This is a genomic window from Paenibacillus crassostreae (assembly GCF_001857945.1).
GTDB classification, from domain to species: domain Bacteria; phylum Bacillota; class Bacilli; order Paenibacillales; family Paenibacillaceae; genus Paenibacillus_AQ; species Paenibacillus_AQ crassostreae.
The window spans coordinates 2,144,579-2,164,961 of the sequence record NZ_CP017770.1; the positions used below are offsets into that span (position 1 = coordinate 2,144,579).

Sequence of the window (20,383 nt, forward strand, 5' to 3'; positions counted from 1 at the left end):
GTTCCTACTTACTAAGTTTAAAAACTATGAAATCGCTGCAACGTAAATCTTCCTTGAATGATGGATACTTTTCAATCATTTCAGCCGATGGTTTGGGTTCCACAATTTCTTCTATTCGAAAACCAGTACTAATAATTGTATTTATATAATTTGATAATGTTCTATGAAAAAATAGTACTTTATCTTTGTCATCTACTGGAAGGCTTTGCTCATAAGCTCCTTCATAAAAATAATTATCAACTTTCCAATATAACTTTTCTCCATCATCCGACTTAACCCATCCACTTCCAGGTGTCACAAAGCATGGATGTAATATAGAAAAAATAAACGAACCATTATCAACTAAAAGTCGATACATCTCACTAATCGCCTTATCATAATTTGGTAAGTCCTGAATTACCATATTTGAAACTATTAAATCAAAGCTTTCATCTTCAAATCTGCTAAGTTCTTCACAATTTCCATGGAAAAACTGTATGCCTAATTCCTTAGGAGTTCTTTCGTTTGCTATTTTCAACATGTTTTCAGAATAATCAACACCGATTACATTTGTACCTAATCTCGCTAGCATTCTGCTAAAATAACCTTCTCCACATCCAGCATCCATAACTCGCTTATCTTTTACCGATTCAATAAGATTAAGGATGGTTGGATTTAAAAATACTTCTCTATGTAAGTCACCATTCTCTCCATACTTAGATGTAAATTTAACAGCATGCTTATCCCATCTACGAATCGCTTCCTCAGCATCAAATTTCATCCATTAACCTCCGATTATAGTTAGAATTTCCTCTTAAACACTAAGCCTTAGTCCATGTTGATCTAGTGTAACCAATCTTCATACCAACTCGTTCCATATTTCGATGACTTGACGAACAGTATGAAGTCTGACTCACAACTAATTTACATGCATTCTTATAAGCATCATCAATTCGCCTCTGAATTAATGATGTTTGAAGACCTTTGTTTCTGAAATCCGGTCATCTTCTTCTATTCTCCTTTCCTTGACTTGCTTCTGGTAGGTTCAAAAGGTTTAGCCTCACATTACTTATTGGCTTGGTTTAATTCTAATTTTAAAGCCAAGTTCGTCAGAGCTACCTTTCTACACTTAGTAACCAATATTTAGCCTTGGCAGCTATTTCATCAATAAACTTGCTACCATTATCACTGTTTGTCAAAAGAACAATACCATTACCACTAGATAAATTAATATAGAAGTTACTAATATAGCCTACATTATTCCCCCCATGCGTCAATATTGGTACCTTTTCCATTTTCGTGATTCTATAGCCAAGACCGTAACTATTTAAGCTCGGTTTAAACATCATCTCAAGTGAGTCAGCAGTAAGTACATTTCTACCTACTGGTTTTCCTTGTATCTTATCATCAACAGAAGCAGCTACGAATTCTGCATAATCAGAAATAGTAGACAGCAGTCCTGCGGCAGCTAGCTCTGTATAAAGCGTTATTGGATAAGGATCGCCATTAGTTTTGTAACCAAATGAAAGTTTACGAACTTCTTTTTCATCATATGTAAAGAACGAATGGTTCATCCCCAATGGTATTAATATCTCCTCTTTCATAAAATCAGAGAATGATTGTTGGCTAATCTCCTCAATCAATAGTTGAAGAACCGTATATCCACCGCCTGAGTATTCATATTTCGTCCCTGGTTCATGTATTAAAGTAACCTTTGTACCTTCGCTATTCTCGCCATTTAATGACTGTTCAAGGGTGGGGAAAGTTGAACCCGAAGGATATCCTATGTATCCACCTAAGGATAATCCAGATGTGTGGTTGAGCAGCCTTTCAATAGTTACTTTCTCCTTACTTAAAGGGGTATTTGGTATTTGCCAACGAGAAAGATATTGTTCAACTGGTGCATTTAAATCCAACTTCCCTTCTTCAACTAATTTCATGACACCCCATGCTGTGACAGGCTTTGAATTTGAAGCCACTTGAAAAAGAGATGTTTCATCTACTTTTATTTTATTTTCTACATCTGCTAAACCAAAGCCTTTTGACCACACAACCTCTCCTCCCTCTATGAGCGCAATCGCAGCACCAGGTACCTGATGCTGTTCCATGGATAGTGGAACCGAAATTTCTAATGAGCCAACTAAATCCTGAATCGTTGCAGCATTATTACTAGTTTGATGAACGCTCTTAGTCCTATTCCCTGAACATCCAACATTCAACAATATGATTGATATCATTCCTACTGTAAGCAACTTTTTGAATATTACGATCATATCAATTCTCCTCATATTCTATTTTTTTCTACTATATAATAGGAATCATTGTGTCTTACTTATTGTCTTTTGTTGTTTCTGTATTCATAAAACTATCCATTAAAAAAATCCATACAAACAACAGATGGTATCCTAAGAAAGTCACAATATATTCTGGCTCGATAAAAAGAACTATAGGTAAAAGTAGTAAAATAGTAATATAAGAATAATTATAAAGGTAATAAACTTCCCTGTTCTTTGATTAAATAGTTCATCATAAATTTACGATAATATTCAAAAAAATTTAATTTTGAAACTACAATCGAAGCAAGCGTAAGCATTCAATTTAATGCCGATCCTTGTAGATTTTTTAACTCACTTTCTTGTCTTTTGGCGATTTTTCTTACTTGGGATGACGGAAGTAGCGGATTGTTCCTGAAGAAAATTCAAGATTCACTTGGTGTCATAAACTCGGTCAGACAAGGCTTGTTTCTGGGTTAAATCCATCTATTTTAGCATCTCGTAGCCGATCACCGCGTCATGATGCTGTCCAGCCGTATGTTATCTAGCTACAATCACCTGAACCTCAAGTTGAGCTTAGCAAATCTATTCATCAGTTCCTTGTTATCTGTCGTCAATACCAGCATTGGACTGGACTGTATGGTGAGACACAGCTTCATTTTCGCGCCGTTCTTGATCTTCTTTTTCCTGGATACGACAAGGCTTTCCACAAGGTCTGCAATCGTACTTCTCTTGAATTATTATCTCGGTTCCCTTCCACTGCAGAACTATTGGCTGCTGAGAGACATGGGAGTGAACATCGCTAGGGGCGACATGGAGACGTGCAGTATATGGAACAAATTGGATGGTATTCCCTCATCTTTATTCCTGCATGCCCCTTCAGGTGTTCCAAAACTACCGACTCCTCTGTCTCCTTCTTATCTGACACTTAGCTAAAGGTGAAATCCTGCGAATTCATGAGCCTGAGTGAGAAAACTAAATCATATTGAGGGAGTTTAATACGCAAAATTTATCTCTATGTCAATTGCTGCGCAATCTCCCATACATGTCCCGCAGGATCTATGAAGGCAGCAGTACGTATTCCCCACGGTCGGTCCACTGGACCGTTAAGTAGAGCAACTCCGCGTGTATTCAATTCGTTAATTACTGCATCCACATCATCCACCCGGATGGTAAACTGGAAACGAGATCCTGATTCTCGGCTTGCGACTGTTCCAGGTTGAATCAGACCGTATGCCTCGGAAATATTCAGGAGGTTAATGCTCATATTTCCGAAGTCGAATACTGCAGACACATCGTCTTCATATACAGCTGAAAACCCAAATACTTCTTGATAGAACGCCCTCACCCTTTGTAAATCCTCCACAAACAACGTAATAACATCGACATTCATCGACCCTAAAGTCCTCATCTGTACACCTCTTCACATTTGGATTAAATCAAAACTCAGGTCGTCTGCCTACACTATTTCTTTAATCTTATTTGTAATTTTTCTTTAATCTCTTGCCTATATTCTCCTTGCATTTCATCAATTCGTGCTGCCAAAGTTGGTATCATCCACCGTTCAAGGAATCCGCCATTCATATCAGCTAGCTTAATATACTCAGTTAAATATTCCTTGTTAAAAAACTCTCGAAGTTCTCCATGAATTAACCAATTTGGTGCATTAGGCGGTAGCGAATGTGATTGAATCATCATTGAAGTTCTTGTAACATCAGCTTCTTGGTTACCTACTAATAGATTCAACCAATCAATTATTATTGGGCCATTAGGTGAAATAATAATGTTATCTGGATGAAAATCATAATGACATATCGTATTTCCATCAGGTAAAAAGTTCAATATATCTATAATAATTTGCTTCTCATGATTTGATATTTCTTGTGAATTATTAACTTTATTCGTTATTTCCGGTTTAAGATTTGGAATAATCTTGTTCTCAACATTATGAATCTCATATTGAAGATTTGCCATCAACTTAGCGTTATAAGATATACTCTGTTTTGTTGGTTCGATATGCCACAACATCGTAGGGCCATCAATTCTCTCATAAACTATACCAATCTTGCCTTCAAGTTCTACTAGTCCAGAATAATTAGGCGCTCTCAACTTTAAGTTATTTATTACTTCTGCATTTTTCGCTTCATTTATCGCAGAACTTTGATCATAAAATATCTTTATTACTTCAGTCTTTCCCCATCGATAAACTCTTGCAGTGTTACCAATACCAAGTAATTCGCCAATTTTCATGGTTTGTTCCTCTCTTCGAGCAACTGGACGTTGCGGATGGACTACTCATAAGTGTGTTTGAGAACTATCTTTCAGATAACGTTTAGCATTTCTGACGTTCAAGCAGCTTAAGTGACCGTTAGGTTCGGGTGGCACTGCCAAAGTGACGACGTAGGAATGTTTTGTCAGACAAAGATCACTGCATCTAAGAGTTATCTTCACGATTCCATTGTTCTATTATTCCTTCAAGTTCTAATAAATCTCTTACAATTCCATCTGATTCAAATCGTTCTGTATAATAAGTGTCTTCCTTCCATATCCCTCTCATACCAGCATTTATACTCGCAATTACATCATTTGTCGGATGATCTCCCACGTAGACACATTCTTTAGGTTGTACGTTCATCCTCTCAGCTGCTCTAAGGAATATAGATGGATTCGGTTTTCGAATTCCCTCTAATTCAGATATCAACATCACTTCAAAGTAGTCTTGTATTCCTAATGCTTGAATATTACTGGATTGAAAATCACCATATCCATTTGTAATCATTCCGAGCTTGTATCCCTTATTTTTGAGATTAGTTAGTGTTTCAATTGTATTTGGGAAAGACACTGCAAAAGATGAGAACCTGGTTCTATAGTCAGATAGTAAGTCATTCCAATCCAAAGGTAACTCAAATTCCTTGATGAGGTCCTGGTAGACTTTATCCTTCCAGACATACCCACGATTATCTAGTTCAATGAACCGGTTAATATAGTCTTCTTTATTAATATCCTTAGAATGTTTAATAATCCTTTTATACTGATCCACAATAAAAAGGTATAACGAATTATTCCGATCCAAAAGAGTTCCATCTAGATCAAATATGATTGATCGAATCATGTATTTTTCCGCCCTTTAATAGTTTTAGTGATTTCCGACTAACGTATGTACAGTTGCCTGAATCCTCCTCCCTGAATTGCCTCCGGCGACCAAGGGGCGAATGCCCCGCAGCGCAGTTGCTCTGTTATAGGATGTTCCACTCTCCTTCGATATACTTTCAATTATCACTTAATCAGGTTCGATTAACTTTCCAAATTCAATTCTCTTGGGTAATCCATCCGTATTAGTCTTAAACTATCGTTACTCGTTACATCAACGAAGGCTGCCGTACAGCTTCGCGTGGCAGCCTTGTGTTGTTCCTTTCATTGAGTCCTCGTCTTTCCTCCCGTACACCAATTACACTTTACGAATGGCGAACCAGAGTTCGATATAGTTGAGGCCGTCTTTAGCGCCATACATTTCGAACTCTATCCCGTCCAATTGTTCATATCCGGCTGTCGGGAGCCATTCGGTGTAAAAACGTTTGTATAGCGTTTCGATCGTCTCGCCGAACTGATCCCACGGATGCGGTTCCGAGGGGAAGATCGCCCACGTATGCGCTGGAATATTCACCGAGGTATACCCGTCCATGTTACTGGCTCCGTCTTTGAAAGCGCATAGCATGTACGGAAACGTCTCCGGCCCGGTCTTCCGGTAGCTACATACCGCATGCACGAGATGCAGATTCTGGCTGACGAACGATGGCAAATTGCCCGCACGTGCTTCAAGCCGTTTCACATCACCGTTCGCATGACTCTGCTCCCAAAGCTTTGCTGGAGTCAGCACCGACTCCCCACCCCCATTAGTAGGGAATACACCTTCAATGCCGAACACTTCAAAGCTTTCCTTTGTTTCGATCCGATAATTCATCGCCTCTGCCCCTTTGATTGTGATAAGGAAGGACAGACGAGGGTAGGCTTTGAGCGCAATCCCCTCCTGACGGGCCATGGCCGGCGTGATCCCGTGCAGCGAATTGAACGCCCGCGCGAACGAGACAGGCGATTCGTAACCATACTTCAACGCAATATCGATCACTTTCGCCGCTCCGCCGTGCTGCAACTCTAACGCGGCAAGCGTCAGCCGTCTTCTACGAATATACTCTGACAATGTCACGTCCGTAATGAACGAGAACATCCTTTGGAACTGATACGACGAACAGCAGGCCATGCGGGCCGCCTCGCTCAGTTCGACCTTCTCGGTAAGATTCGTTTCAATATAATCTATCGCACGGTTCATCCGCTCGAGCCATTCCATCTTAGTCCCTCCTCTCGAATTCAAGTATAGGTGGAGCATCAAATAGCTTCGCAACAATTTGTGCCAAAAGAAGTTGCTTCTATAAATTGTTTCGTAGTATCTTGCCCGTTAGTCTGACTCCAATGATCACGGTGCATCTCAGATTGTCGCACCCAATACGGGTAGCACTTAGGGGAGACTAATCCTTTTTAGCTGGTTGCACAGCCTTACATTTATTTTTAGAAGAAAGTCGATTGCTACCAACTAAACTCCATAATACTCTATCAGAGGCTCTACCTTTTTTAAAAACGTTACCTAATATGCCCTTTTTTAAGGTTTCGAGCTTTTTAATTTTCATGGGAGTTGAATACATATGGTTTTAAAAACACTAATGTATTGCGCTGATTTCCTATAACGTTCGCGAATTACCGACATCCAGACGGCTTAAGGACCGAAGGTCCGGGTGGCTCTGCCACTTGGCCGGCTGATGTGTCGCCTGGTTCAACTTGCTTGGTGACCAAGGGAGGGTAGCGACCGCTGTAGTAATGCAATGTTATGTGATGCCACCTCTCCTCCGATATCATTTTCAAAAAATCTATTCATAATTTATTATAAACCCTGTTTTTATGCCTCTCTTAAATCCTGATCTTTCATAAAATCCTAACGTTTCTTCTTTCTTACTGCTTGTCATTAGCATTACCTTATAACAATTTCCCTCTTCTGCTATTTCTAATGCTCTATTCAGTGTCAATCTTCCAAATCCTTTATTTCTATATTCCTCGTGAGTCACCACATTCTCTATTATTCCATACGGTCTTGCATTTCTTGTTAAATTTCTGACTATTATCAACACACAAGAAGAAACTATTCTTCCTTCATACTCAAGTACAATTATGTTCATATTTGGATCATTCATCATTGATTTCCATAAGTCTGATAATTCTTGATTCTTTAATAATTCAGGGTCTTCCTTATTTAAATGCTTATACAATTCTAGTAGTTCATTCAATTCATTATTTTGTATTAGACGCACTATAGATTCTGGCATTTTTACAACCTACTTTCAAAGCATATTTGATTAATAGCGTTGGGGTGGTTTCACATAACGTTTATGCATTCACGAACCCTTACTGGCTTAAGCTGCCGACCGATCTAGCGCAGTGATCAGTTAGCCGGGTCGTAGACTTAGCGAGTGCAGGGTTGTCCCCTGAATTTCTTCCCTGCTTCCTCCTCGGGGGAGACCGAGGGACGTGGTAGTAGCCCAATGCGTGAATGCGATGTTAGATAATGCCTGCGACTTCTAGAGATACCCTCATATATTCTTCTTATCCATAAACTCAACACAAAATGGTTGAATTTCAGGTCTTAAACAATACTCTATTCTTTGTCTGAAATCTTTCCATTCTACTTTTTCAAGTGCTTCTTCCATCGGAAAGAAGCCTACTTCCAAGCTTTCAGATGATATTGTAAGTTCTCCACCAATTGGTTTGGCTAAAAATAAAGTGTTACAAATTGAGTTCTCTACGTTCTGAAATATTCCGCAGAATTTGATAATTTCTATATCTATTCCAGATTCTTCTTTTGTTTCTCTTATTGCAGCTTGACTTAAGGATTCTCCCTCTTCTACTTGACCGCCCGGCATCTCCCAGCCTCTTCTTGGCCCTTTAATAAGTAACAATTCATTCTTTTCATTGACAACAATAGCTGCAGCAGAAAGGATATGCTTAGGTGGGTTCATTTCTTTGCTCCTTTATTGTGTATATATATTTTTCACAGATTTCATCTAACGTTGCGTATTTCTGACGTCCAAACGGCTTAAGCTCTCTGAATGAACAAGCGAAGCGATCAAGCTTGACCGGGTGGCTCTGCCACTTAGCTGGTTGGATGTGTCTCTTGAATTAACTTCTATGAAACTTCATCCGGGTGACCAAGGGAGCGTAGCGATCGCTGTGGTAATGCAATGTTATGTGATGTTATTGCCATCACTGCACAACCAAGAAAAACAGAACGTAGGATTTCAAATATTTTAGTTGATTTAGTTCTTCTCTTCCGCAGTACGCCTTCGATAGTAAATTCCAATAAGTCAGTGAGTATTAGGAAAAACGCTGCAATCGAAGATGATCTAAAACAAATCCAAGAAGCAAAAGAAGCCTTTGCTCGTGGCGAGGGAATAGATCTAAAGGATGTCATTGATGAGCTTACTCAATTGAGATTTATAAAGAGGCGCTCAAGTATATAAAGAAATTAGATAAACCAACAAGGACTCGTATTATTCATGCATTACAAGTCCTGTCAGATAATCCGTACAATCCAGAATTGGACATCAAGAAAATGCATGGAGTTACTGAGGAATTTCGTCTACGAGTCGGGATTTACCGAGTCATATACACAATTAACAATAATATATTGCAAATTCATATAATTAAAATCGGATCACGCGGTGATGTTTATAAAGGTTAGTCTTCATCCACTTCATCAATCATGAAGTGGGTTTTGTTTATTAAATTTCAGCTAACGTTCTTGTATTCACGACTTCCAATCCCCTTAGATAACTCTTATCTTAGGTCGGGTCGTGTTTTGTCTGAATATACTTCTCTTCTCCGATATCCTTCTTGGCAACCGAGGAACGTTAGTAACGACGCAGGATTTTTTTGTTATACGATGTTGGCGTCTTCTTGAGTAGCTTACATAATCTTCTTCAAACAAAAATAGCCCTAACTTTATTGCCAGGGCCTGATGTCATTTATATATGTCTCCTCTTGGTCCTATACGAACTACAAAAATGATTAATTCATTATTGAGAACCTCATAGATTATTCAATAATTTCCCACCCGTAATCTATAGATATTGCCTTCTTTACCTTTCATTTTCTTCGTATTAGGATTATTAAATGGGTCTTTACTTAATTGCTCAAGGACTATAAATATTCTTCTTGCTATAGTTCGATCTAGTTTCCCTAGGGTCCTTTCTGCTTCACTTGAAAATGTGGTTTTATATTTCAAGTTCACGTTTTAGGTCCTCTAAGGATTTAGTCTGACCATTTTGAAACTCAAGTCGTCCCTGTTCTATTGCCTGAATATCTTCTGGCGTCAAACAGTCATCTACCTCATCAAACTGTTTCTCAAGTAACCATGATAAAAAACTCTTTGCGACAACCTTATTCTTGTCATTTAAGTTACCTAATATGTTTTCTAGTTCATCATTCGGGACACTCATCAACTGTACCCCTTTTCTTTAATTATTCTTATTATACGCCAATATATAAGGATGCTCCAGACATTGCTTCTTTTATACTACATCGAAGTATTAGCCATCACAAATCCGCTTTCACGTCAATTTCTTATAACGTTTCGCATTCCTGACGTTCAAGCGGCTTAAGTGGCCAAAGGGAACGAGTCGTCAGACTTAGCCGGTTGAATGTGTCGCCTGATTACTCTTTTCTGAAATCCCTCATGGCGAGCAAGGAGCGTCAGCGACGATGTAGGAATGTTATGTTAGACGATTTATTGCCATCTTCGAAATACCTACAAATTATTCAATCATTTCATTCTTCCAAAGTTCTATTACTACATCCATCTGTGAATTATGCACCTTTTTTTTCATGTCCTATCGTTTCTATCCACAAGGTTTTCTTATCCTGTATTAAATCTCGGTTCTTCTTAATTAATTCTAATGCTTTCAATCCATATTCCTTGTTTCTTTGTGATGTTGTATATGCTCCTTTAGGTATGCCTACTACAATTCCTGTCTCACATAATCCTAAAAATGTTGTTCTTGGACAACCCTTCTTTTGCGACGCGGTCCCTTCCCCGAATATCTCTTTCGTGATGACCTCCCAAGCTATTCTTGGACTTTCTAATTTATTCTCCTTTATGTATTGAACTGTTTTCACAGCCGCTTCTCCATATTTGCTCACAAAATCACCTCTTCTTTCTATTTTTAAAATATAGCAATAATTTCGTCTAACGTTTGGCATTCGCGACGTCCATTTCCATTATATAGCTCTTATCTTAGGGGAATGAATGTATCTGCCTGAATTCACTTCCCCGAGAATACGTCTGGCAGATCAAGGGCCGTATGTCCCGAAGCATGAATATTGTGTTAGATGATGTTGGCTCTTCTTCGATCAATCCAAGTCAATCTCTAATTCTCTAACAAAAACAGCTGTACCTGATATAAAAACATCAATATTATTGGGCTTTCTTAGTACTTCTACATGTACTCTTCCATCCTTATCTATCTCTTGGCCCTGCTCTACTGTAAATTTAAAAAATCCTAATTCCTGATTAACGTACGTTAGATAATAGGCCCCCATTACACCTGAAGCAGTTCCAGTTACAGAATCCTCTGTAGTACCTGAATAAGGTGACGAAAAATGTCTTGCATGCATGAATGCAGTCTTATCATAAGTTTCAAAACAAATCGGATGTATAGATGATCTCGGATTCTCGGTCAAAATATCTGGAAATAACTTATTTTCAGGTTTCATGTCATGAAATCTTCTTAGATCCTTGACAGGTACTATTAAGGTCCAGGTTCCAGTACTTCCATATACTATTGGCATTGTTTGATCTAGATCATCTATCGTCACCCCCATTGAAGCGGCTAACTTTTCAACATCTCCGTTAAAAGTAATAAATTTAGGTTGGTCTTGCTTCATTTTTATACTTAGTTCATCATCCACTATGCTAAATGTAATCGGTAAAACTCCTACATTTGTCTCGATCTGTATAGTTTCCTTATCACCTAACAAGCCCCTTGTTTTTAGGCAGTATAAAGATCCCATAGTAGCGTGACCACAAAGGTTTATTTCGTGACCTGGAGTAAAATATCTTAATCTAAGATCAGTGTTCTCAGAATTCAAGACAAATACCGTTTCATTAAAGCCAATATTATAAGCTATTCGTTGCATCTCCATTTCAGTGAGATTATTCGCATTTAATACTACACCAGCAGGATTTCCTTTATCAGGTGTTTTTGAAAATGCATCATAGTGAAAAACTGTAATTCTTGTCATCTTAGAATCCCACTTTCATTAGTGTATTTAGCCAATTTCATCTAACGTCTCGTGTATTCACGACGTCGATCCCCCTTAGATAGCTCCTATCTTAGGGGGATCGATGTGTCCGGCTGAGTTTACTTCCCTGCTACTGAAATGCCTCACCGAATCCACATCTAACTTCTGCCGGACCGAGGGCCGAATGGCCCGATGCGTGAATATTGTGTTAGGCTATGCCATCATGAATTACATTCAAGATACCTTTTTCTTTATTGGGCAGTATATTGTAATTTCATTTCTATCATCATCATTTTCTCTAATTGTCTTTTCATCATACTTTTCAAAATAGTACGAAACATCATCATACTCGTACCTATTTTCTTTCAACCAATTAGACGTAAAATCATATGCGGAATACGTTTTACTTGCAGGGCCTTTATAGTATGTTACTGAGTACACTCTTGGTAGAATATGAATTTGAATCATTCCATGTGGTAAGTTAGCTAACGGATCTACTTCATAACAGCAATAGAAATCAAGGAGTCCACTATTCCCTTTGTAATTCGGGGGAGTAATTCCATAGGTTACTTCAGGATTCGTAATATTTTTTATTTCATTTTTTATTTCTATTAACCCCTTAAAAGCATGATTTACATTATCACCCAATTCAGTCATTAAACTAATAGCCCTTATTCCAACAAATGAAGTAATTTGATTTGTTTGCATGATTTCAATTCTCATAAAGGACACCTCGATTCTATCTTCACTGCTGCTTGACGGTTTCGTCTAACGTTCTTGTATTCACGACGCCACACCACCTTAAGTCCCGTAGGGACGGCCGCGATGCGGTTAGGTGGTGCGGGTCTGTCCGGCTGATTCCGCTTCCTTACTGCTGGAAAGCTTCTTCGAATTCACGATATTCCTTACTCTAATTATTCAATTTGCTTATTGGGATTAGTATTTCAACTGGCTCCTCATCTGCTTCATCATTTATATAAAAGATCTCAATTTGGCAAGCACCATAAAATTTATGTTCATATCGATTTCCTTTCATCCATTCAAAGAGCTTATTGTAACCTTCTCCAATTGTTTTATTGGTACATGATACTTTTACATACTCTGTATTGGGCAATGTAAAAGCAATCATTCCTTCTGGAGTTTTATCCAAATATTCTGTAACCTCAATGCACGCAAAATAAGTGGCAAGAATGCCATTACACATTCCAGGACTGAACAAAATCTCATAATCATTCGATTTTTTTATTTCTTTTCTTCTTTCCCAAAATTCTCTTTGAACAGTGATAGCCGCTTCAGGGAAAGACTCTGGGAAGTTTGCAGTGATACTCATTCCGACAAGTTTGTATTCTCTGTTAACGACTTCAATTTCAAATGATGCGGCCAATGGATTGCTCATAATTGTTCATCTCCTAAAAATGTTTATATTGGTTTTGCTACTGCGATGATTTCAGCTAACCTTTAGGTATTCACGACGTTCAAGCGGCTTAAGTGACCAAAGGGAACGGGTCGTCAGACTTAGCTGGTTGAATATATCGCCTGAATCTAATCCACTCACTTGGTGATCAAGGACGAATGCCCGCAGTAGGAATGCCGTGTTACGTGATTTGCTCGCCTTCGAAGCATATTCGGAAAATTATCCTTTTATCTTTCATATTCAATTAGCCAGCAATCCCTTAATTCTCCTTCATGCCATTCATGTTTATCAAGATACTTCTTCTTTACAAATCCATTCTTCTCATAAACCCTAAGAGCTCTCGTATTCCAAGTCTGAGGATCCATTAATATTTTGTTTACTCCTTTAATTTCTATTAAATATTTAACTGTTTCTTGTATTAAAAGCGAGCCAAATCCTCGGTTCCAGAAATCAGGTTCCCCAATGAATTGATCCATTCCATAGATTTTGCCCTTATAGTCTTTATAATCATATTTTTCTTTCTCTTCATCATCAATTATGTAGAACTGAATGTATCCGATATCAGTTGAATTGTATTGAATAATGCATTGAGTTATTTCTTCTCTGTCCTCATAAAAGTGTTTTTTTACTAGGTCCTTATTATGAGGGCGATCACGTCCTTCATAGAACTCCAATACAACGGGATTTGAGAGCCACTTCACCAGTAAATCAGCGTCTTCTTCTTCAAGGGTTCTAATACTTATATCTTGTTCACTAAATAGAATCATAGAGTCTAATCTCCTATATCATTTCATTTATGATCTGCGGGAATTTCACTTAACGTTTTGTGTTCCCGACGTTCAAGCGGGTTAAGTGACCATAGGGAACAGGTCGTAAGACTTAGCCGGTTGGATGTGCCGCCTGAATTAACTTCTCTGATATCCCTCTTGGCGATCAAGTGCGAATGCCCGCAGCAGAAATGCTGTGTTATCTGTTGCCAGTGACACCCTGAGTTACTTTCATGATATCTATATCCATCTATATATTTTCCCACTAGTTACTTTTATCCTATTCATACTTGCCCACTGTTTTAATTCTTCTATATTATTCTCTTCATTATTCTTAAATCTAAAATGTAAATCCATTGAAACTAATTTTCTTCCATATAGCTTGATACCGATACTCTGTACAAAATAGCCTTGTATTATAATCTTCTCGATTTTTTTGTATTGGTACTTCAATATGATTTATGTTAATTTTATTTTCTGTGATTTCTAGCTCACTATTTTTTCTTAAGATCGTCTTCAATAGCATTACTACTTGTATTAGGCTACCTAACAATAAGATAATGACAAAAAAAATAGATAAAAAATCATCTTTTCGAAGTACTGATAATAGTAAAGAAGAAATTAAAATAGAACTGACCACTTGGATATACCCTGATTTAGGTATTTTGATTTCTTATTTCTTGTTCATGTTCTGATTTATTCCCTTTCTAACTGGTTTCAGATAACGTTTGGGTATCTACGAATCCTTACCACCTTAAAGGAGCATAGCGACTGGCCGCGACACGGTTAGGTGGTGCAGGGTTGTCTGTTGAATCAGCATCCTTGAAATCCATCTAGCAGACCTAGGCCGATAGGCCGTAGCGTAGATACTATGTTAGATGATGCTATCGCTTTCCTTGAATCTACTACATATCTGTTTTTTCTGGTTTCCATCCCTTTATTTGAGACCATTTAGTAGCCTTTTTAAGGATGTCCCAAATAATAGGGTCTTTTCCATCCACATATTTCACTCTATCATGACGAAAAAAATTCATTAATCGGTGTTTTTCAACTATATAACGTTCACAATCTTCAGGATGAGTTCTTAAATAATCTCTAAAAAGTAAAGAAATCTGTTCACCTAAACTTCCAACTTGCCTAACATGAATATGAGTCCTTCTTGTTCCTGGAATCTCTCGGAAATATCCTTTTGTTTTGTCGATGTTTTCAGATCTATATACAAATCCAAGTCGTTCAATTTTGGATTGATATTGGGACAAATCATCAAAATCTATAACAGAAATCTGAATATCTATTATGGGCTTCGCCTCTAATCCTACTACTGAAGTTGATCCAATGTGATCAATTCTTATTGCGGTATCTTGCAATGATTCTCTTAACTTCATACCTAATTCTTCAAATAAATATTTCCAATCAGAATCATACTTAGCTATTCTCCATTGTTCATCCATGATAAGACCTCACTTTCTGTTTTTACATGTTGCGATAGTTTCATCTAACGTTGGTATATTTGCGACGTCCATTCCCTTAGATAGCTCTTATCTTAGGGGAATGGATGTATCTGCCTGATTATTCATCTTCGAACTCGGGTAGATCAAGGGGCGAATGCCCCGCAGTGTGGATATCGTGTTATCGGATGTCAATGCCTTCTTCGAATCAACTATCGTACCCGATAGAGTAATATTCAATTCTATATCCAATCTTCGAAATAATCTGTTACAAATCGAATCTCGCGCTCATAGTGCACCAAGTGTCCCTCATCAACCATTTTTTGAAAGGCAGGATTTCCTTCGGTAGCACCATTACTCAACGTGTCACACAGTGCAGTCAAACGTTGAATAATCCACTGTCGCAGATCATTAGAAACGGGAATTCCATACGATTCAAAAAACAAATGAATTCTCCGACGGCGCTCTACGGCATGTAAATCTGATTGGTATGCTACCGTAGATCCTGAAGAATAGTCAGGTGCGAAACTCGAAAGCGGAACCGATGTGTAAAGGGAGTACGCAATATCCCACATACGCGGACCAGGTCCTGCCATGTCAAAATCAATCAACGCCACAGGTACCCCCATTTGAAAGACCACATTATACAACGCAGCATCATTATGACAGATCACTTCGTGCTTGGTATCGTCGGCGTAGCTAAGCTGCCATCTGCCCTCCGTCACGAGAGTGAACCCTTTAGTCACATCATGAAAATGGCGCAAAAGGCGTGCCAAACACACAAGCGTCTCGTCCGACCACATGTACGGTTCAAGTTCAGGGTAATCATTTCCTGACACTTCTCCAGAAATAAATGTTAATATTTCGCGATCAGAGTCATCGATTCCAAGAAATCTTGGTGCTCCCTTATAGCCTTCTTTCTCCAAATGTTTGAGTAGTTCATGAACACATGGACTCCAATAACCTGTGGGCCGGTGAACAGTATTCGCCATGCGGACAATGTGATTAACATTACCACCTTTTAACACTTCTTCCTGAGTCACTAGGCTTCATCCTTCGCTTTTTATATTGCAGTTTACTGCCAGTTAGTTCAAATGTGTTTTTGCATTGAATTCCGATAACGTTTGGCATTCCTGACGTTCAAGTAGCTTAAGTGACCAAAGGGAACGGGTCGTCAGACTTAGCTGGTTGGATGTGTCGCCTGAATAATCCCCTTGAAAGTCCTTCTTAGCGATCAAGGGCGAATGCCCGCAATAGGAATGCAGTGTTAGGTGGAGTCTATGCCTTCATTGATTCACCCTTCAAGAAAACTTACTAGTTTACCAGAATCAAAGCGCTTATCGATAATATTTATTAAATGGTTGCATATGTTTTCTTTTGTTTGTAATTGTCCGGTTTGCTGTGCTTGCTTAAAGTTTTTAGCGAGTTTGAATTCTTGATCGTTCTTTTCTCTAGCAATTACTTGTAACTCTGTATCTACCATTCCTGGATCAACAGAGATAATTTCTACAGGTGAATTTTGGGTCGACTGTTCTGCTCCTACACATTGAGTAAACATATTTATTCCAGCTTTCGCAGTACAGTACACACTCATTTCAGGTGCAGGATAACTTCCTGAACCTGAAGAGATGTTAATAATTTTTCGTCTTCTTTGAAAAGTATTTGTTTGTTTAATGAAACAGGAGGTTAATATCATTGGGGCTATCAAGCTTATTTGAAGGTTCTTATTAATTTCTTCAGTTGTACATTGATCAATTGATTTCAGTGGTTCAAGCATAGCAGCATTATTAATAAGACAAATCATCTCCACATCCTTTATGTCAATTCGATAAATCGCCTCACTCATCATGTGTTCAACACTTGAAGTATCACTTAAATCAAACTGGATATGACTGTAATTCTCATACTTATCAAGGATAGAAGATTTCCCTCTTGCAATCCCGCAAACAAAGTCGCCATTCTCAAGTAGCATCTTGGCTAGTTGTTCTCCAATCCCCTTTGATGTACCAGTAATTATGAAATAAGATTTGTTCACTATATTTCCTCCATTCATTCCTATTGCTGTGATTTCACCTAACGTACCCGCTTCCCTGCTACTGAAATGCCTCCTCGAATCCACTTCTAACTTCGTACCGAACCGAGGGGCGAATACCCCGAAGCGTGAATATGGTGTTATCTGATGCCGGTGCCTTCTAGAATTACATACTTTATACTTATTCTTTAACATAAACATTTATTAAAAAACGGCTGCGATAAGGCAACCGTTATTTCCTGAACTATTTACCAATGTACTTGGAGTTTATTATTACTTGGATCATAGAAATGAAAATAAAAATGACCATCTTCTTCTATTATTTCATCTACTTCTACGTTCTGTTCAATTAATTGCTGATGAAATTTATGAATTTCTGGGCAAGTAAAGCCAACTGAAAATTCTGGTTTGCCGTTTATTAAGAAGTGACCTCTTGAATTTATATCTGCCTTAACTAAAACTAGTAATGGCCCTTCTTTTAGTTCAAATACAGCTAATTCTTCATTCTGTCTTCTAAGATGAAATCCTAAACATTCTATATACCATTTAACTGACTCTTCTAAACTAATTACAGGTATACGGAAATAATGAATTTCTCCAATTAACGACATTTTTTTAGGCTCCTTAAAAGTATCAGCTTTAAATGTTATTCTCCAAAAAGATGATTTCACCTCCTGTTTTGGAAATTTATTGTTTTTGTACTGTACCGGTTTCAGATAATGTACCCACATTTCTGACGTTCGAGTGGCATAAGGTGCGTAGCACCGGGTCGTCAGACTTAGCCGGTTGATTGTGTCGCTTGAATCTACTTCTACGAAATCCCTCTTGGCGACCGAGGAGCGTCAGCGACGACGCACGAATGTTCTGTTATATGATGCTACAACTTCTTGAATAAACTAAGAAACAGTCAATCTCGTCCTTGAATCATCTTCATCTATTAACTCAGGGTTTAAATCTAATTGTTTAATGATTGTAAAATAATGATTTGTAATTTCAATATCTTTTATGTAGGCATCAAAATATCCACCATCAACTAATAAAAAAATAACTTCGGCATGACTATTTAGAAATTCTTCATAAGTATCAATATCATTTAAATTAGCCTTACTTTTGTAACCTATAAATTCTCCAAATATTGCGTGTGTATAACCAGTTTCTAATAAGTCTAATAATTCCTTACCTTTCATAATACAAGGTTGATCAAATTCCCATCCCTCACCATAGATATTGATATAACTTAATCTCCAATCATAAAGTTCAATATTTAATGGTTTTAAAATATCGTAAAGCGTATAGTCATTATTATCTAAATTTTGAAATCTAACTCCTCTGATACTACTCATTAAAATCCCCTCTCTCTTGTCGTTTCAGATAACGTTTGGTATTTCTGACGTTCAAGTGGCTTAAGGACCGTAGGTCCGGGTCGCCATCTTCGACCTTACTACCAAGCAATCTCTTTAACGTTGGGTTCCATGTATTTTCCGGTTGACTCAATATTAGTTTCGCTTATCCACATATATATGTTTTCGGCTGCAACTGAAGGACAAGTATCTGAGTCTGGCGAACCTCCTCTAGTTATCAATCTTCCTGGATGAACAGCGCTTACCATAATATTTTCATTTTTCAGCTCTTGACTAAGGCAGATTGTTAACATGTTTTGTGCAGCTTTTGCCATTCGGTAAGAATACGAAAATCCCATTCCATTGAATTCACCTGATGCCACCCTACTAAGAGAACCAAGTCTAGAAGATATATTAATTATTTTAGGGCTTTCTGAATTGCGCAAATACTTTATACTGCCTTTTACTGCTCGAATAGGCCCAAGACAGTGAATATTGAACAAGTTATTTACCTCATCTGTGTCTACTTCCTCAATTAAACTACCCCTACCCGAAATCCCAGCGTTGTTAATTAAAATATCTATTGATGTAGTTATTTCTTTTAAGGAATTATCGATTTTGTATATAGAATCGTCTGTATTCAAATCTGAAATAATTGGGTAACAATTTATTGTGAACTCTTGTGTTAAAAGCTCTGCAGATTCTCTAGTTCTAACTAAAGGATAAACAATGCTTCCTGAATTAATATAAACTTTTAGTAATTCATAGCCCAAACCACGATTGGCACCTGTAATAAGGATTTTCTTCATCGATATACCTCCTGCTATTTCTATTACGTCCCTTTCTTATAACGTTCAGGCATTCACGAACCCTCACCACCTTAAGGAAGACTGGGAGGCTTAGATAGCTCTTATCTTAGCCTCCCAGTCTTCCAGCCACGATGCGGTTAGGTGGTGCAGGGTTGTCCGCTGTATAAGCTACTTTAGAAAATGCATCTCGCGGACCGAGGGGCGCTATCCCCGATGCGTGAATTTGGTGTTATGTGATGCCATGGCCTTCTTAGTATTACATTCAAGCTTCTTTAGAACTTACGTTTTTGATACGGGAGGCCCACTCCATCTTCACAATATGATTTTAAGCTATACAGGAATATTGCCCAATTATAATTACAAAATCTATAGAATGTTGTAATTTCTCTCCAATTGGAATGCTTCAAGGTAATGTATGACTTTTGATTTTTTTCTTCAATTTCAAAGGATACAAGAGTATCAATCCATTCGGGATCGGAATCTATACACTTCCAAACCACCCTGCTATTACTAACAATTTCAAGTATCTCCATCTTTGTGATGTCGTTACTTCCAAAACGAAACTCGTTTATTAATCCAGTTCGATTTTGAACTATAAGTTCATTTGTCCATACTTCAGACAGTCCTTTCGAAGTAGTCAAGGCATCATAAACAATAGAGGATGATACATTAGCTATTTGTAGGTGTTCAATGTTTGGCAAAATAAGAACCTCCTGTGTGATTATTACTTTAATGTTTTGCGTTGATTTCACATAACGTTGTTATGTTCCCGACGCCTTACCGGCTTAAACCCTAAGGGTGGCCGCGACGCGGTTAGTCGGTGCAGGTGTGTCTGCTGAATCGTCTTCCTCGAAATTCTTCTTGCAGACCAAGGCTCCGTAGGATCCGCAGTGGGAACATGGTGTTATATGACGTAATTGCCATCTTCGAAATGCTTTCACAAATACTTAAAATTAAATGTCTCTCCATATCAGCTACA

The 20,383-nt window shown here is 38.0% G+C and carries 23 protein-coding genes; 2 read left to right on the forward strand and 21 right to left on the reverse strand.

Features of this window, described 5'->3' with window-relative positions; all coding sequences use genetic code 11:
* Nucleotides 1-4 precede the first annotated feature (4 nt).
* The 8 genes from LPB68_RS10050 to LPB68_RS10085 all read right to left on the reverse strand — a co-directional run bounded on the left by LPB68_RS10050 (nt 5) and on the right by LPB68_RS10085 (nt 8,314).
* Nucleotides 5-760: a class I SAM-dependent methyltransferase gene (locus LPB68_RS10050; RefSeq protein WP_068660055.1), complete on the reverse strand. Its 756-nt coding sequence runs from the start codon at nt 758-760 to the stop codon at nt 5-7.
* A 334-nt stretch (nt 761-1,094) separates the two neighbouring features.
* Nucleotides 1,095-2,252, reverse strand: coding sequence for a serine hydrolase domain-containing protein (locus LPB68_RS10055; protein ID WP_068660057.1), 1,158 nt, complete (start codon nt 2,250-2,252; stop codon nt 1,095-1,097).
* 1,015 nt (nt 2,253-3,267) lie between these two features.
* On the reverse strand, nt 3,268-3,663 hold the full coding sequence (locus LPB68_RS10060; RefSeq protein WP_068660058.1) for a VOC family protein: 396 nt from the start codon (nt 3,661-3,663) through the stop codon (nt 3,268-3,270).
* Nucleotides 3,664-3,716: 53 nt separating this feature from the next.
* On the reverse strand, nt 3,717-4,502 hold the full coding sequence (locus LPB68_RS10065) for a phosphotransferase (protein ID WP_068660060.1): 786 nt from the start codon (nt 4,500-4,502) through the stop codon (nt 3,717-3,719).
* A gap of 184 nt (nt 4,503-4,686) precedes the next feature.
* Entirely contained in the window at nt 4,687-5,364 is a 678-nt protein-coding gene (locus LPB68_RS10070; RefSeq protein WP_068660061.1) for an HAD family hydrolase, read from the reverse strand.
* A 336-nt stretch (nt 5,365-5,700) separates the two neighbouring features.
* Complete coding sequence (locus LPB68_RS10075) at nt 5,701-6,597, reverse strand: AraC family transcriptional regulator (RefSeq protein WP_068660062.1); 897 nt, start codon at nt 6,595-6,597, stop codon at nt 5,701-5,703.
* A gap of 574 nt (nt 6,598-7,171) precedes the next feature.
* The gene (locus LPB68_RS10080; RefSeq protein ID WP_068660064.1) at nt 7,172-7,624 is read right to left on the reverse strand and encodes a GNAT family N-acetyltransferase; all 453 of its coding nucleotides are present in this window, start codon (nt 7,622-7,624) and stop codon (nt 7,172-7,174) included.
* A gap of 264 nt (nt 7,625-7,888) precedes the next feature.
* Nucleotides 7,889-8,314, reverse strand: coding sequence for an NUDIX hydrolase (locus LPB68_RS10085; RefSeq protein ID WP_068660065.1), 426 nt, complete (start codon nt 8,312-8,314; stop codon nt 7,889-7,891).
* A gap of 222 nt (nt 8,315-8,536) precedes the next feature.
* Between LPB68_RS10085 and LPB68_RS10090 the strand changes: the two genes are divergently transcribed.
* A complete protein-coding gene (locus LPB68_RS10090; protein ID WP_068660066.1) occupies nt 8,537-8,815 on the forward strand; it encodes a hypothetical protein in 279 nt (92 codons plus the stop codon).
* 29 nt (nt 8,816-8,844) lie between these two features.
* Nucleotides 8,845-9,036 (forward strand): type II toxin-antitoxin system RelE family toxin, encoded by a 192-nt coding sequence (locus LPB68_RS23865; RefSeq protein WP_418303833.1) that lies wholly within the window; start codon nt 8,845-8,847, stop codon nt 9,034-9,036.
* Nucleotides 9,037-9,568: 532 nt separating this feature from the next.
* On the opposite strand, the gene LPB68_RS10100 is transcribed toward LPB68_RS23865, so the two are convergent.
* The 13 genes from LPB68_RS10100 to LPB68_RS10165 all read right to left on the reverse strand — a co-directional run bounded on the left by LPB68_RS10100 (nt 9,569) and on the right by LPB68_RS10165 (nt 20,105).
* Nucleotides 9,569-9,793: a hypothetical protein gene (locus LPB68_RS10100; RefSeq protein WP_068660067.1), complete on the reverse strand. Its 225-nt coding sequence runs from the start codon at nt 9,791-9,793 to the stop codon at nt 9,569-9,571.
* Between the two features lie 367 nt (nt 9,794-10,160).
* Nucleotides 10,161-10,493 carry a DUF6979 family protein gene (locus tag LPB68_RS10105; RefSeq protein ID WP_082865779.1) on the reverse strand — a complete coding sequence of 111 codons (333 nt, stop codon included), beginning with the start codon at nt 10,491-10,493 and terminating at the stop codon, nt 10,161-10,163.
* Nucleotides 10,494-10,703: 210 nt separating this feature from the next.
* Nucleotides 10,704-11,594, reverse strand: coding sequence for a PhzF family phenazine biosynthesis isomerase (locus LPB68_RS10110; RefSeq protein WP_068660068.1), 891 nt, complete (start codon nt 11,592-11,594; stop codon nt 10,704-10,706).
* A gap of 234 nt (nt 11,595-11,828) precedes the next feature.
* Complete coding sequence (locus LPB68_RS10115) at nt 11,829-12,317, reverse strand: GyrI-like domain-containing protein (protein WP_068660070.1); 489 nt, start codon at nt 12,315-12,317, stop codon at nt 11,829-11,831.
* Between the two features lie 187 nt (nt 12,318-12,504).
* A complete protein-coding gene (locus LPB68_RS10120; protein WP_068660072.1) occupies nt 12,505-12,990 on the reverse strand; it encodes a GyrI-like domain-containing protein in 486 nt (161 codons plus the stop codon).
* 245 nt (nt 12,991-13,235) lie between these two features.
* Nucleotides 13,236-13,775, reverse strand: a complete 540-nt coding sequence (locus tag LPB68_RS10125) for a GNAT family N-acetyltransferase (protein WP_068660074.1) — start codon at nt 13,773-13,775, stop codon at nt 13,236-13,238.
* A 905-nt stretch (nt 13,776-14,680) separates the two neighbouring features.
* Nucleotides 14,681-15,226 (reverse strand): GrpB family protein, encoded by a 546-nt coding sequence (locus tag LPB68_RS10135; protein WP_068660078.1) that lies wholly within the window; start codon nt 15,224-15,226, stop codon nt 14,681-14,683.
* Between the two features lie 239 nt (nt 15,227-15,465).
* On the reverse strand, nt 15,466-16,266 hold the full coding sequence (locus tag LPB68_RS10140) for an aminoglycoside phosphotransferase family protein (RefSeq protein WP_232510270.1): 801 nt from the start codon (nt 16,264-16,266) through the stop codon (nt 15,466-15,468).
* Between the two features lie 251 nt (nt 16,267-16,517).
* Entirely contained in the window at nt 16,518-17,258 is a 741-nt protein-coding gene (locus LPB68_RS10145; RefSeq protein ID WP_082865780.1) for an SDR family NAD(P)-dependent oxidoreductase, read from the reverse strand.
* 245 nt (nt 17,259-17,503) lie between these two features.
* A complete protein-coding gene (locus LPB68_RS10150) occupies nt 17,504-17,866 on the reverse strand; it encodes a VOC family protein (RefSeq protein WP_068660082.1) in 363 nt (120 codons plus the stop codon).
* A 285-nt stretch (nt 17,867-18,151) separates the two neighbouring features.
* On the reverse strand, nt 18,152-18,598 hold the full coding sequence (locus tag LPB68_RS10155; RefSeq protein WP_068660084.1) for a DUF2691 family protein: 447 nt from the start codon (nt 18,596-18,598) through the stop codon (nt 18,152-18,154).
* A 98-nt stretch (nt 18,599-18,696) separates the two neighbouring features.
* Nucleotides 18,697-19,404 (reverse strand): SDR family NAD(P)-dependent oxidoreductase, encoded by a 708-nt coding sequence (locus LPB68_RS10160; RefSeq protein ID WP_068660086.1) that lies wholly within the window; start codon nt 19,402-19,404, stop codon nt 18,697-18,699.
* 272 nt (nt 19,405-19,676) lie between these two features.
* Entirely contained in the window at nt 19,677-20,105 is a 429-nt protein-coding gene (locus LPB68_RS10165; protein WP_068660088.1) for an SRPBCC family protein, read from the reverse strand.
* Nucleotides 20,106-20,383 lie beyond the last annotated feature (278 nt).